This window comes from Pseudonocardia sp. N23 (genome assembly GCF_002583555.1).
Classification (GTDB): domain Bacteria; phylum Actinomycetota; class Actinomycetes; order Mycobacteriales; family Pseudonocardiaceae; genus Pseudonocardia.
Genome location: NZ_BEGX01000056.1, coordinates 1 through 12,880 on the forward strand (window position 1 = coordinate 1; position 12,880 = coordinate 12,880).

Consider the following 12,880-nt stretch of genomic DNA (forward strand, 5'->3'; position numbering starts at 1 on the left):
CGTCCGGCTCCGGGAAGTCCACCCTCATGCACGTCCTCGGCTGCCTCGACGTCGCCACCACCGGCACCTACCGGCTCGCCGGCGCCGACGTCGGCACCCTCGACGAGGAGGCGCTCGCCCTCGTCCGCAACCGGCGCATCGGGTTCGTCTTCCAGCAGTTCAACCTGTTGTCGTCGCTGTCGGCGTGGCGCAACGTCGAGCTCCCGCTCTGCTACGCCGGTGCCCCGCGACCCGAACGCAAGGAACGCGCCCTCGCGGCGCTCGCCCGGGTGGGCCTCGCCGACCGTGCCGAACATCGTCCCGGCGAGCTGTCCGGCGGCCAGCAGCAACGCGTGGCCATCGCCCGGGCACTCGTCACCGAACCCGCACTCCTGCTCGCCGACGAACCCACCGGCAACCTCGACTCCGCCGCCACCACCGACGTCCTCGCCCTCCTCGCCGAGCTCAACGCCGCCGGCCGCACCGTCGTGCTGATCACCCACGAGGAGGACGTCGCCGCCGCGGCATCACGGGTCGTCCGCATCCTCGACGGCGAGATCCACTCCGACACCGGGCGCGAGGTGGCGGCGTGAACTGGCAGGAGACCATCCGGACCGGCTGGGACGCCGTCCGCTCCCACCGGCTGCGGTCCGGGCTCACGATGCTCGGCATCCTCATCGGGATCGCCGCCGTGATGCTCACCGTCGGGCTCGGGCAGGGCGCCCGGCAGACCGTGACGTCGCAGATCAACGCTCTCGGCAGCAACCTGCTCGTCGTCACCCCCGGTTCCACCACCGCCGCGGACGGGGTGCGCGGTGGCCAGGGCAGCGCGTCGACGCTCACCCTCGCCGACGCCACCGCCCTCGCCTCCCGCGACGTCGCCCCCGACATCTCGGCCGTGGCCCCGACCGTGCAGCGCTCCGAGTCGTTGACGGCGGGCTCCGCGAACTGGACCACCACCGTCGTCGGGACCACCCCCGACTACGCGACCGTCCGCGCCCGCACCCTCTCCGCGGGCCGCTTCCTCACCGCCGACGACGTCACCACCCACGCGCCCGTCGTCGTCCTCGGCCCGACCACCGCCTCCGAACTGTTCGCCGGCGCCTCACCGCTGGGCCGCAGCGTCGCCGTCGCCGGGGTGCCGATGACGGTCGTCGGCGTCCTCGCCCCCGCCGGGTCGTCGGCCGCGACCGACCAGGACGACCAGGCCCTGCTCCCGTTCAGCACCGCCGCCGACCGCGTCCTCGGCGGCACCGCCCGCAGCGCGGTCCAGACCATCTACATGCAGGCCGCCACGAACGAGGCGCTGCCCGCCGCCTACCAGGAGGCGAACGCCGAGCTCCTCGCGCTGCACCGCGTCACCGACCCCGCGAACGCCGACTTCAGCATCACCAGCCAGCAGTCCATCCTCGACACCGCCAACGCCATCACCGGCGCCCTGACCGCCGTCCTCGGTGGGATCGCGGCCATCTCGCTGCTCGTCGGCGGTATCGGCGTCATGAACATCATGCTGGTGTCGGTCACCGAACGGATCCGCGAGATCGGCCTTCGCAAGGCCCTCGGCGCGACGCCCTCGGTGATCCGCCGGCAGTTCCTCGTCGAGGCCGGCGTCCTCGGGCTCGCCGGCGGCATCGCCGGGGCGATCCTCGGCGGGCTCGCCGCCCTCCTGCTCTCCGAGGCCATCGGCCAGCCGATCCTGGTGTCGGTACCGGTGACGATCGGCGCGATCGTCGTCGCCATCGCGATCGGCCTGGTCTTCGGCGTGTACCCGGCGAGCCGCGCCGCGCGGCTCGCCCCCATCGACGCACTGCGGAGCGAATGACATGTCCGCCGTCCTGCACCCTCGCTCCTGGCGGACCCGCACCTGGGTGGCCGTCGGCGCCGTCGTGGTCCTCGCCGTCGGGCTCGCCGTGACCGGGGTGGCCCGCGCCGACGACTCCGGGCGCTACCGCACCACCGCCGCCCGCACCGGCGACGTCGCCGCCACCCTCGACGCGACCGGCACCGTGACCCCGACCTCGGAGGCGGACCTCTCGTTCCCGATCGCGGGGCAGGTGACGACGGTCGCGGTGGCCGTCGGGCAGCAGGTCGCCGCCGGCGCGCCCCTGGCCGCACTGGACACGACGACCCTCGACGCCCAGGTCGCCCAGGCCCGCTCCACGCTTGCGACGGCGCAGGCGAAGCTCGATGCCGACCGGTCGGGACAGACGTCCGTGACGTCGGCGGGGGCGTCGTCCGGGGCGTCGGGCGCCGGGTCCGGGGCCGCGCCGGCGGCGTTCACGGGGGGCGCGATCGTGGTGCCGGCCGTGTACGCGGTCGCCGGCGACCTGGTGCCCGCCACGAAGGTCGTGGCCGCGGGTCGGGACGTCGTGCCTGTTCCGGCAGTCGTGCCTGCGTCGGCAGTCGTGCCTGCCGGGGCGGGCGGGGGCGCCGTGGCGAAGGCGCAGGCAGCGGTTCTCGCCGACCAGCGCACCGTCGACGCGCTGCTCGCCGCCGCACAGCGCGACCTCACCGCGGAGACGACCGCGTGCGCTCCCGTGCTCGCCGCGACGGCAGCGGTGACCGACCCCGGCACGGGGCCCGGTTCCGGCTCCGGGGCGACGGGCCCGGGTGCGGCGGGTTCCGGCGCGACCGGTTCGGGTGCGACCGGTTCGGGTGCGACCGGTTCGGGTGCGGCGGGTCCGGGTGTGGCGGGGTCCGGTGCGGCGGGGTCCGGTGCGGCGGGGTCCGGTGCGGCGGGGTCCGGTACGCCGCGCGGATCGGCCGGGTCGCACGCGGCCGCCGCGGTGTTCGTGACCGGTGCCGGGACCGTCGTGCCGGTGGGCACGTCCTCGACCGCGACCGCGCTGGCGGCCTGCCAGGCCGCGATCAGGACGGTCATGGCCGGCCAGCAGTCCGTTGCCGCGGCGCAGCACACGCTGGCATCGGACGAGTCCGCGCTCGACGCGGCGCTGACGGCGGCCGCCGGCGCGGGGACTGGTGGCGCGGGGACTGGTGGCGCGGGGACTGGTGGCGCGGGGACGGGTGGCTCGGGGACGGGTGGCTCGGGCGGGACAGGGTCGGGCTCGGGAGGAACCGGCGCCGGCAGCGGTGGGTCGGCCGGTGCCGGCGGGTCCGGCGCTGGTGGGCCCGGCGCCGGTGGTTCAGGCACAGGCGCGCCCGGCGCCGGAGGGCCCGGAACCGGCGGAAGCGGAGCGGGCGGCGAGGCAGGTCAGGGTGCGAATGGTCAGGGTGCGAATGGTCAGGGTGCGAACGGTCCTGGGGCAGGGGAGCGGCAGGGCGCTGCGGGAGCCCAGGGCGCTGCGGGGGCACAGGGCGCTACGGGGGGACGGGGCGCTGCGGGGGGACGGGGCGCCGGCGCCGGGGGCGCGCGATCGGGCAGCGCCGGGCACACGACGGTCGTGTCCGCGGCCCAGCTCGCCGCCGACCAGGCCCAGGTCGACTCGGCGTCCGCCCAGCTCACGACGGCCCAGCGGAACCGCGACCAGGCCACCCTGCTCGCGCCGATCGCCGGCACCGTCGCGGCGGTGAACCTCACCGCGGGCCGGCAGGTCGGCGGCTCGGCGGGGACGGCGCAGATAGTCGTGATCGGCCCGGGTGCCGACGAGGTCGTCGTCGCCGTCCCGGAGACGAGCATCGGCAGCGTCCACGTCGGTGACGCGGCGCAGATCGTCGCCGACGGCTCGCAGCAGCCGCTCACGGGGAAGGTCGCGTCGGTCGGGCTGCTGCCCGGCGGCACGGGATCACCTGTGACCTACCCGGTCACGATCGCGCTGACCGGCACACCGCCCGCCCTGCCGGCGGGGTCGGGCGCGACGGTGACATTGACGGTCGCCTCGGCCACCGCGGTGCTGACCGTCCCGACCTCGGCGGTGCACACCGGGCCGGGCGGTACGACCGTCGACGTCCTGCGTGACGGGACGCTCACGACCGTTCCGGTCACCGTCGGCGCGGCGGGTACGACCGCCACGCAGATCACGTCGGGCCTGCGCGACGGCGACGAGGTCGTGCTCGCCGACCTCTCCCAGCCGCTGCCGACGGGTGGCGCCGCAGGCCTGCGCACCCTCGGCGGGGGAGGCGGCGGGCGCGCGGGCGGCTAACCTCGACGGAGTGCCCGTCCCAGAATCCTCGACGCCGTTCGGCGTGTACGTCCACGTGCCGTTCTGCGCGTCCCGCTGCGGGTACTGCGACTTCAACACCTACACCGCCGACGAGCTCGCGGGCTCGGGCTCCGGGACGTCGCCCGACGGCTGGCTCGACGCGGTGCGCCGCGAGCTCGCCGGGGCGGCCGCGGTCGTGGGGGAGCGGCCCGTCGACACCGTGTTCGTCGGTGGTGGCACACCGTCGCTGATCGGGGCGGAGCGCCTCGGTGCGGTGCTCGACGCGGTGCGCGCCGAGTTCGGTCTCGCCCCTGGCGCCGAGGTGACGACGGAGTCCAACCCCGAGTCGACGTCGCCGGAGTTCTTCGCGGGTCTCGTCGACGCCGGGTTCACGCGGGTGTCGCTGGGCATGCAGTCGGCGGCGCAGCACGTGCTCGCGGTGCTCGACCGCCGGCACACCCCCGGCCGCGCGGTCGCCGCCGCCTGGGAGGCGCGGGCCGCGGGGATCGGGCACGTCAACCTCGACCTCATCTACTCGACACCCGGCGAGACCGACGACGACCTGCGCGCCTCTCTCGATGCCGTGCTGTCGGCGGGGGTGGACCACGTGTCGGCGTACTCGCTGATCGTCGAGGACGGCACCGCGCTGGCCCGGCGCGTCCGCCGCGGGGAGCTCGCCGCCCCGGACGACGACGTCGCCGCGGCCCGCTACGAGATCATCGACGACACCCTGTCGGCGGCGGGGATGCGCTGGTACGAGGTGTCGAACTGGGCGACCGGCGACGCCGCGGCCTGCCGGCACAACCTCGGCTACTGGCTCGACGGCGACTGGTGGGGCGCGGGCCCCGGCGCGCACTCGCACCTGGCCGGGCGGCGCTGGTGGAACGTGAAGCACCCGGCCCGCTACGCGGCGATGCTGGCCGCCGGGGAGGCGCCGGAGGCGGGGTACGAGCTGCTGGGCGCGGAGGAGCAGGCGACCGAGCGCGTCATGCTGCGGCTGCGTCTCGCGACGGGCCTGCCGCTCGACCTGCTCGACGCCTCCGGCCGCGCCGCCGCCGGCCGCGCCGCCGCCGAGGGCCTGCTGGAGCCGGCGGCGCTGGACCGGGCGGCGCCGGACGGTGGTCGCGCGATCCTGACCCGCCGTGGCCGCCTGCTGGCCGACCGCGTCGTCACCGACCTGCTCACCGCGGTCCCCGCATGAGGCGGCCCCCCACCGTCGAGCCCCACTTCCCGGACGAACGGCGCAGTCGCTCCACTCGGTCGCGCCGCTGTGCCGTTCGTTCGGGGCGCGGGGCGGCGGCGCGGGCAGCGGCTCCGGGAGTGCAGGGGTGAGTCCGCGGCGCAGGCTGCTGGTCGGGTTGCTGGTGCTCGTGGTCGTCGCGGCGGGGATCGTCGTCGGGGTGCGGGTGCTCGGTGGGCCCGGCCTGCCGCTGCCCGGCACCCGCCCTGCCGACGACCGCCCCGGTCCGGTGCTGCTGGTCCCCGGCTACGGCGGCAGCCGGAACTCGCTGCTCGCCCTGGCGCGGCGGATCGAGGCGACGGGCCGGCAGGCGACCGTCCTCACCCTGGTCGACGGGACGGGCGACCTGTCGGCGGAGGTCGCGGTCCTCGACCGGGCGGTCGACGACGCGCTGGCGGCGGGGGCGCCGTCGGTCGACGTGGTCGGCTACTCGGCGGGTGGCGTGGTGACGGCGTTGTGGCTGGCGCGCGACGACGGGGCGTCGAGGGCGCGCCGGGTGGTGACGCTGGGCGCGCCGCTGCACGGGACGACGCTGGCGACGGCGGGGGCGAGCCTGGCGCCGGACGCGTGCCCGGTGGCGTGTCGCCAGCTGGTCCCGGGGTCACCGGAGCTGGCGGAGATCGACAGGGCGGGCGTCGGGTCGTTGCTGCCGTGGCTGTCGCTGTGGACGACCGACGACGACACCGTCACCCCGCCGGACTCGGCGCGGCTGGCCGGGGCGCTGGACACGTCGGTGCAGGCGGTGTGCGCGGGCGCGCGGGTCACGCACTCGGGCCTGCCGACGGACCCGGTCGTCACCGGCGCGGTGCTGCGCGCGCTGGGCACGACCCCGTTGACGACGCCCGGTCCGGCGGACTGCGCCACCTTGCGGGCCACCGGCTGACCAGCGGGAACCGAGCTCGCTCACAGGCTCTACGAGGTCACGTCCTTCGTCGTGAAGTTCGCCCAGGCCGCGCCGAAGGCGACGAGGATCCAGCCGAGCTGTACCTCGATCCCCGTGCGGACCGCGTCGAGCAGCGGGGGGTCGCGGAAGAGGTCGATCCACGCGAGCCAGTGCTGCGTCGGCAGGAAGGTGCGGACGGCCTCGGCGGCGTCGAGGGGCTGAAGGGCCGCGCTGGTGACGACGACGGCGAGCACCCCGAGCGCGGCGGCCAGTGGGGAGTCGGTGAGCGTCGAGAAGAGGATGCCGACGGCGCCGAGGGTCAGCATGCACAGCGCCAGGTAGCCGACGGTGCCTGCGGTGCGCCCGGCGAGCTGCAGCGGGGTGAGCGTCGCCCCGGACAGTGACGCGATACCGCCACCACCGAGCTCGGCGCCGGGGCCGAACCCGAACGCGATCACCCCGACGACGTAGGACGTGACCGTCACCAACAGGACCGCGAGCAGCGTGAACGCGGCGACGGAGACGAGTTTCGCGAACAGCAGCCGGAACCTGCCGACGGGCCGGACCAGCAGGTAGCGCAACGTCCCGGCGGCGGCCTCGCCCGCGACGGCGTCGCCGGAGACGATCGCGACGGTGATCGGCAGGAACACGGGCAGTACGAGCGCCAGCGCCGCGGCGGGGAAGAGCTGCCCGTCGGAGAGGACGGCGGACAGGAACGCGCCACCCCGGCCGGGTGGGGGCGCGAGCCGGGTGGTGGCGAGCAGGACGGCGACGACCGTCGGCAGCAGGCACAGCAGCGCCCAGCACAGCCAGACGCGACGTCTGCGCAGCATGAGGACGAGCTCGGTCCCGATCATCGGTGCCCTTCGAACCGGTCGCTGCCGCTCCCGGTGACACCGAGGACGACCTCCTCCAACGTCCGCTGCTCCCGGTCGATCGCGGTGACCGGCACCCCGGCGCCGACGAGCAGCGCGTTGAGCTCGGCGGGGTCGTCGCCGCGGACCGTCAGCACGTCGTCGGCCCGGCCTTCGACGCGCCCGTCGAGCAGCGCGAGCGCGGCGTCGGGTGCGGGGGTGCGGACCCGGATGCGGCCGGTGGGGGCGCGGAGGGCGTCGAGGTCGTCGGCGAGGACGAGCCGGCCCGCATCCATGATCCCGACGCGCGTGCACAGCGCCTCGACCTCGGTGAGCAGGTGGCTCGACAGCACGACGGTCGTCCCGGTCTCGTTCAGGGTGACGAGCAGGTCGCGCATCTCGTGGATGCCGCGGGGGTCGAGGCCGTTGGTGGGCTCGTCGAGCAGCAGCAGCCGGGGGGCGCGCAGCAGGGCGGCGGCGATCCCGAGGCGCTGGCGCATCCCGAGGGAGTAGGCCTTGACGGGGCGGCGGTCGATGCCGCCGAGCCCGACGCGGTCGAGGGCGTCGTCGACGCGGCGGCGCCGGTCGCGGCGACGGCCTCCGGGGCCGGCGGCGTCGAGCAGGCGCAGGTTGGTCCGTCCCGACAGGTGCCCCCACGCGGCCGGGCCCTCGACCAGCGCGCCCACCTGCGGCAGGACGACGGCGGCGCGCCGCGGCATCGGCTCGCCGAGGACGGTCGCCGAGCCCGAGGTTGCGTGGACGAGGCCGAGCAGCATCCGCACGAGCGTCGTCTTCCCGGATCCGTTGGGGCCCAACAGCCCGAACCGCACCCCGGCAGGAATCTCGAGGTCGACGTGGTCGACGGCGACGACCCGGCCGAACCGTTTGGTCAGCCCCGACGTCGTGATCACCGGCCCGGTCACGGGGCCTGCCCCGACAGCTCGCCGGCGGCCTGCGCGAGCACCGACGGCGACACCGTGCCGACGAGCAGTGCCCCGCGTCGCCCGCCCGCGCGGATGACGACCGACAGCAGCGGCGTCGACACCCCGACCGCGCGGCCGTTGGTCACGGTGACGGGAACGCCGCCCGCACCGGTGGCCCCGTCGACGGCCTGGCCCGCGATCCGGCCGGTCAGCGGCACGAGCACGAACCCGCCGAGCCCGGAGCCGTAGACGCCGATCCCGGGCAGGTCGGGGAACCGCGGCAGCCGGCCGCGCCCCGCGAGCCGCCCGGGGGGTGCTGCCGGGCCGAGGACACGCAGCGCACCGGTGAGGTCCGTGGCGGCCACCTCGGTGGCGGTCGCGCCCGGTGGGACGACGGGGACGAGGACGTCGTCGGGCGGCGCGGTCAGGTCGACCGAGGTCAGCTCGCTGATCAGGACGGGTCTCCCGGGGTCGGCGCGGCCGGAGATCTCGACGCGCAGCGGCAGCCCGCTGGGCGCGTCGGCCCAGACGTCGACGTGCGCGACGGTGGTGTCGGGGTCGGCGGGGGTGAGCCGGACGCCCGCGGCCGCCCGGCCGGCGACGCGACGGTCGGGCAGTGCGGTGATCGGATCGTCGGGCGCGGCGGAGAGGATGCGGCGGGCGAGGTCGGGCGGCAGCAGGTCGCCGGCCCGGGGAAGGCGCAGCGAGGTCGTCCCGACGATCCGGGTGAGCCGCTGGGACCCGAAGTCCCACAACGACTCCACGCCGTCGAGCTGGTAGACGTCGCGTTCACCCGCGGCGGTGAGCTCGTCGACGCGCCAGCGGTCGGGGCCCGCGTGGAACGCCCGGATGCGGGTGGTCCCGGTGAAGAGGGCGGTGGCCTGTTCGAGCTGCGGGAGGTCGGGCAGGCCGAGCCGTCCCGACGCCTCGGCGAGCCCGCTGTAGGGCTGCGAAGCCGAGGCCCGGATGCGGGCGAGCAGCTCGGCGGGACCGGGGGCGCCGGTCGCGCCGGCGGGCCACGACACCGTGCCGGCGGCGACGAGGGCCGCGGCGCCGGCACCGACGAGCAGCGTGCGGCGGCTCAGCGCTCGTCGTCCCCCGGCGGCCACGGCACCGACGCTGCCACAGCGGACGTCGGGTGTGGGTGAACACTCAGATCCGCAGGTACGCCCGTCCCCGTGGCGACAGGTGGTAGCCGACGGGCAGGCTCTCGGTCAGCCCGAGCTCCTCGAGCGTGCGGACGTCGCGTTCGAACGGCGCGGTCTCCCGGCCGACGCGCAGCGCCGGGTCGGGGCGCGGACCTCGGGGTTCTCCGCGATCAGCGCGAGCGGCCGTCCAGGGCCCGGCGGGCGAGGTCGCGTCCATGCGGGCGAGGCGGGTGTCGGGCGTGGGCGTCGGTCAGCGTGGTCTCGTCGACGACCTCGACGGCCGTCACCCCGAGAACGCCGATGATCGTCCGCAGCCGGGTGCCCGCCTCTACCCGGGCGCGGTCCCAGCGCCGGTAGGCCCGGGTGACGCGGCCCGCGGCGATCGCGTCGAGGACGGGCGGCGCAGCAGCACGCGGACCAGTCCGCCCCGGGTCGTGGCGCAGGTCACCGTATGTGCGCCACCCCGTGCAACGGGGTCGGAGCACCTAGAATGGACACGAGGAACAACGGGGGAGGTCGCGGTGAACGCCGAGGAACGCCGGTTCGCGGTGTTGCAGGCCATCGTCGCCGACTACGTGTCGACGCAGGAGCCCGTGGCCTCGCGCACGATCGTCGACCGGCACAACCTGGGCGTGTCCAGCGCGACCGTCCGCAACGACATGGCCGCCCTCGAGGAGGACGGGCTGATCGCCCAGCCGCACACCAGCGCGGGCCGGATCCCGACCGACAAGGGCTACCGGCTGTTCGTGGACCGGATCGCCGACGTCAAGCCGCTCTCGCCCGCGGAGCGCCGCGCGGTGCAGTCGTTCCTCGACGGCGCGGTCGACCTCGACGACGTGCTGCGTCGCAGCGTGCGCCTGCTGGCGCAGCTGACCCGGCAGGTCGCCGTCGTCCAGTACCCGACGCTGACCCGCTCGACGGTCCGCCATCTCGAGGTCGTCGCACTCACCCCGGCCCGGCTGATGCTGGTGCTCATCACCGACTCCGGCCGCGTCGACCAGCGTGTCGTCGACCTGGGCGACGTCCTGTCCGACGAGGACGTCGCCGCCGTGCGCGGCCATCTCAACGGGGCGCTCGTCGGCTGCCCGCTCACCGCCGCCTCCGTCGCGGTGGCCGAGCTGCCCGACAAGGTGCCCACCGAGCTGCGCGACGTCGTCGTCACGCTGTCGACGGTCCTGATCGAGACGCTGGTGGAGCACCCGGAGGAGCGGCTCGTCCTCGGCGGCACCGCGAACCTCACACGCAACGTCGCCGACTTCCCGGGCTCGCTGCGCCAGGTGCTGGAGGCGCTGGAGGAGCAGGTCGTCGTCCTCAAGCTGCTGGCCGCGGCGCAGGACCCCGGCCTGGTCACGGTGCGCATCGGCGAGGAGAACCAGGTGGAGGACCTGCGGGGCGCCTCGGTCATCTCGATCGGCTACGGCCAGGGCACGATCCTGGGCGGCATGGGTGTCCTCGGACCGACGCGGATGGACTACCCGGGCACGATCGCGGCGGTGCACGCCGTCGCCCGCTACGTGGGTGACATCCTGTCCGGGCGGTGACGCTCCGCCGTCCGTCGACGCGACGGCAGGCGGGTTGAGCCCGTCCGGCTCGACTTCCGTGACACGTACTCTGTAACTCTCAACGTAACTCTCAACTGCGATTCGTCGAGCGAAGGACCATGGGGAACGCAAGGGTGGCACGCGACTACTACGGGATCCTGGGCGTCGAACAGGGCGCGGGTCCTGACGAGATCAAGCGGGCGTACCGCAAGCTCGCCCGGGAACTGCATCCCGACGTCAACCCCGACGCCGCGGCGCAGGAGAAGTTCCGCGAGGTCAGCACCGCCTACGAGGTGCTCAACGACCCCGAGAAGCGACGCATCGTCGACCTCGGCGGCGACCCGCTCGACAACGGCCGCGGCGGTGGTGGCGGGGGTGACCCCTTCGGTGGCGGGTTCGGCTTCGGCGACATCATGGACGCCTTCTTCGGCTCCTCGGCCGGTGGTCGCGGCCGTGGGCCGCGCAGCCGCGTCCAGCCGGGTGCCGACGCGCTGATCCGCATGCAGCTCTCCCTCGAGGAGTGCGCCAGCGGTGTGCAGCGGGAGCTGACCGTCGACACCGCGATCCTGTGCTCCGACTGCACCGGCTCGGGCTGTGCGCCCGGCAGCTCGCCCACCCGCTGCGACATCTGTGGCGGGGCGGGCGAGGTCCAGTCGGTGCAGCGCTCGTTCCTCGGCCAGGTCGTGACGTCGCGGCCCTGCCCGACGTGCCGCGGGTTCGGCGAGGTCATCCCCGAGCCGTGCCACCAGTGCGCGGGCGACGGCCGTGTCCGGTCCCGGCGCAGCGTCGGCGTCCGCATCCCCGCCGGGGTGGCCGACGGGATGCGTGTGCGCCTCGCCGGCCAGGGCGAGGTCGGCGCGGGCGGCGGCCCGGCGGGCGACCTGTACGTCGAGGTCGAGGAGACCCCGCACGAGTTCTTCACCCGCGATGGCGCCGACCTGCACTGCACCGTCAGCCTCCCGATGACGGCCGCCGCGCTGGGCACCAACGTCGCCCTCCCGACGATCGACGGCGCCGAGGACCTCGAGATCACCGCCGGCACCCAGACCGGGACGGTCCGCACGCTGCGCGGAAAGGGCATGCCCCGGCTGCGCTCCAACGGGCGCGTCGACGGCCACGGCGACCTGATGGTCCACATCGAGGTCGCCGTCCCCACCAAGCTCGACAAGGAGCAGACCGAGCTGCTGCGCAAGCTCGCCGCCCTGCGCGGCGAGGAGCAGCCCGACCTGGCCATGGGCAGCCGCAACGGGCACGGGCTGTTCTCCCGGCTGCGCTTCGGCGGCCGCTGACCGATGAGGCGCTAGCCACAGTGGGCACCGCGCCGCTGTTCCTCGTCGACGAACTGCCCACCGGGGCCGACGCCGTGCTCGACGGCCCCGAGGGCAGGCACGCCGCCACGGTGCGGCGGCTGCGCGTCGGCGAGGAGATCACCCTTGCCGACGGCCGCGGCGGGCTCGCGCGCGCCGTCGTCGACACCGTGGGCCGTGACCGGCTGGACCTGCGCGTCGTCTCCGTCGCGGTGCTCGACCCACCGACGCCACGCGTCGTCCTCGCGCAGGCGCTGGTGAAGGGCGAGCGCTCCGAGCTGGCCGTCGAGCTCGCCACCGAGGCGGGCGTCGACGAGATCCTGCCCTGGCGGGCCGCGCGCTGCGTCGCGAAGTGGGAGGACGGCGCCCGCGGCGAGAAGGCGCTGGCCCGGTGGCGCACGACCGTCCGCTCCGCCGCCAAGCAGGCCCGCCGGCCCTGGGTCCCGCCCGTCGGCGCCCCGGTGTCGACGCGCGAGCTGGCCGCACTGGCCCTCCGGTTCGACCGGATCCTGGTCCTGCACGAGTCGGCCACCGACGGCCTCGCCGCCGCCCTGACCCCGGACGTCCGGGAGGTCCTGCTCGTCGTCGGCCCCGAGGGCGGTGTGTCCGACGACGAGATCGCCGCCCTCACCGCGGCCGGTGCCGTGGCCGTCAGGCTCGGCCCCGAGGTGCTGCGTGCCTCCACCGCCGCCGCCGTCGCGCTCGGCGCCATAGGTGCCCTGACCAGCCGATGGACGCCGCACGGCTGACCGTGGGACACCGTTCGGCATCCGGGTGACGAATGTCCCGTTCCCGAATGCGCGGAGATATATTTCGCGCACTTCCGGTCGCCTCGTCGACCGCGCCGGACCCGGGTGGAACACACCCGTGGGGCCCGCCGGAGAGTCCCCTCGTCCGGCGGCGCC

The 12,880-nt window shown here is 75.5% G+C and carries 13 protein-coding genes; 8 read left to right on the top strand and 5 right to left on the bottom strand.

Going from position 1 to position 12,880, the window contains the following annotated elements; genetic code table 11:
* The 5 genes from TOK_RS16490 to TOK_RS16510 all read left to right on the top strand — a co-directional run.
* The coding region (locus tag TOK_RS16490) for an ABC transporter ATP-binding protein (RefSeq protein WP_098958774.1) at positions 1–572 on the top strand (572 nt) is incomplete at its 5' end.
* Positions 569–1,801, top strand: a complete 1,233-nt coding sequence (locus TOK_RS16495) for an ABC transporter permease (protein WP_098958775.1) — start codon at positions 569–571, stop codon at positions 1,799–1,801. The genes TOK_RS16490 and TOK_RS16495, both read left to right, overlap by 4 nt.
* A 1-nt stretch (position 1,802) precedes the next feature.
* A complete protein-coding gene (locus TOK_RS16500; protein WP_098958776.1) occupies positions 1,803–4,079 on the top strand; it encodes an HlyD family efflux transporter periplasmic adaptor subunit in 2,277 nt (758 codons plus the stop codon).
* A 10-nt stretch (positions 4,080–4,089) separates the two neighbouring features.
* Positions 4,090–5,280, top strand: coding sequence for a radical SAM family heme chaperone HemW (gene hemW, locus TOK_RS16505; protein ID WP_098958829.1), 1,191 nt, complete (start codon positions 4,090–4,092; stop codon positions 5,278–5,280).
* A gap of 127 nt (positions 5,281–5,407) precedes the next feature.
* Positions 5,408–6,202: a triacylglycerol lipase gene (locus TOK_RS16510; RefSeq protein ID WP_098958777.1), complete on the top strand. Its 795-nt coding sequence runs from the start codon at positions 5,408–5,410 to the stop codon at positions 6,200–6,202.
* 29 nt (positions 6,203–6,231) lie between these two features.
* Here the strand turns inward: TOK_RS16510 and TOK_RS16515 are convergent, their stop codons facing one another.
* From TOK_RS16515 to TOK_RS34135, 5 genes are read right to left on the bottom strand one after another with little or no spacing between them, the layout of a single operon-like run.
* On the bottom strand, positions 6,232–7,059 hold the full coding sequence (locus TOK_RS16515; protein ID WP_098958778.1) for an ABC transporter permease: 828 nt from the start codon (positions 7,057–7,059) through the stop codon (positions 6,232–6,234).
* Positions 7,056–7,979, bottom strand: a complete 924-nt coding sequence (locus tag TOK_RS16520) for an ABC transporter ATP-binding protein (RefSeq protein WP_253258420.1) — start codon at positions 7,977–7,979, stop codon at positions 7,056–7,058. The genes TOK_RS16515 and TOK_RS16520 overlap by 4 nt, the downstream gene beginning before the upstream one ends.
* Positions 7,976–9,088, bottom strand: coding sequence for a hypothetical protein (locus tag TOK_RS16525; protein ID WP_098958779.1), 1,113 nt, complete (start codon positions 9,086–9,088; stop codon positions 7,976–7,978). Before TOK_RS16525 ends, TOK_RS16520 begins: the two co-directional genes overlap by 4 nt.
* Before the next feature lie 43 nt (positions 9,089–9,131).
* A complete protein-coding gene (locus TOK_RS34130; RefSeq protein ID WP_253258421.1) occupies positions 9,132–9,344 on the bottom strand; it encodes a hypothetical protein in 213 nt (70 codons plus the stop codon).
* Complete coding sequence (locus TOK_RS34135) at positions 9,298–9,612, bottom strand: hypothetical protein (RefSeq protein WP_253258422.1); 315 nt, start codon at positions 9,610–9,612, stop codon at positions 9,298–9,300. The genes TOK_RS34130 and TOK_RS34135 overlap by 47 nt, the downstream gene beginning before the upstream one ends.
* A gap of 36 nt (positions 9,613–9,648) precedes the next feature.
* Between TOK_RS34135 and hrcA the strand changes: the two genes are divergently transcribed.
* The 3 genes from hrcA (at position 9,649) to TOK_RS16545 (ending at position 12,724) form a co-directional block, all read left to right on the top strand.
* Positions 9,649–10,668, top strand: a complete 1,020-nt coding sequence (hrcA, locus tag TOK_RS16535) for a heat-inducible transcriptional repressor HrcA (protein WP_098958780.1) — start codon at positions 9,649–9,651, stop codon at positions 10,666–10,668.
* A gap of 134 nt (positions 10,669–10,802) precedes the next feature.
* Positions 10,803–11,957, top strand: coding sequence for a molecular chaperone DnaJ (gene dnaJ, locus TOK_RS16540; RefSeq protein WP_098958781.1), 1,155 nt, complete (start codon positions 10,803–10,805; stop codon positions 11,955–11,957).
* Positions 11,958–11,977: 20 nt separating this feature from the next.
* Positions 11,978–12,724, top strand: coding sequence for a 16S rRNA (uracil(1498)-N(3))-methyltransferase (locus tag TOK_RS16545; protein WP_098958782.1), 747 nt, complete (start codon positions 11,978–11,980; stop codon positions 12,722–12,724).
* The last annotated feature ends 156 nt before the right edge of the window (positions 12,725–12,880 follow it).

Coding starts and splice junctions, on each gene's coding strand:
- TOK_RS16500 (WP_098958776.1), top strand. CDS start 1,803: ATGTCCGCCGTCCTGCACCCTCGCTCCTGGCGGACCCGCACCTGGGTG.
- TOK_RS16515 (WP_098958778.1), bottom strand. CDS start 7,059: ATGATCGGGACCGAGCTCGTCCTCATGCTGCGCAGACGTCGCGTCTGG.
- TOK_RS34130 (WP_253258421.1), bottom strand. CDS start 9,344: ATGGACGCGACCTCGCCCGCCGGGCCCTGGACGGCCGCTCGCGCTGAT.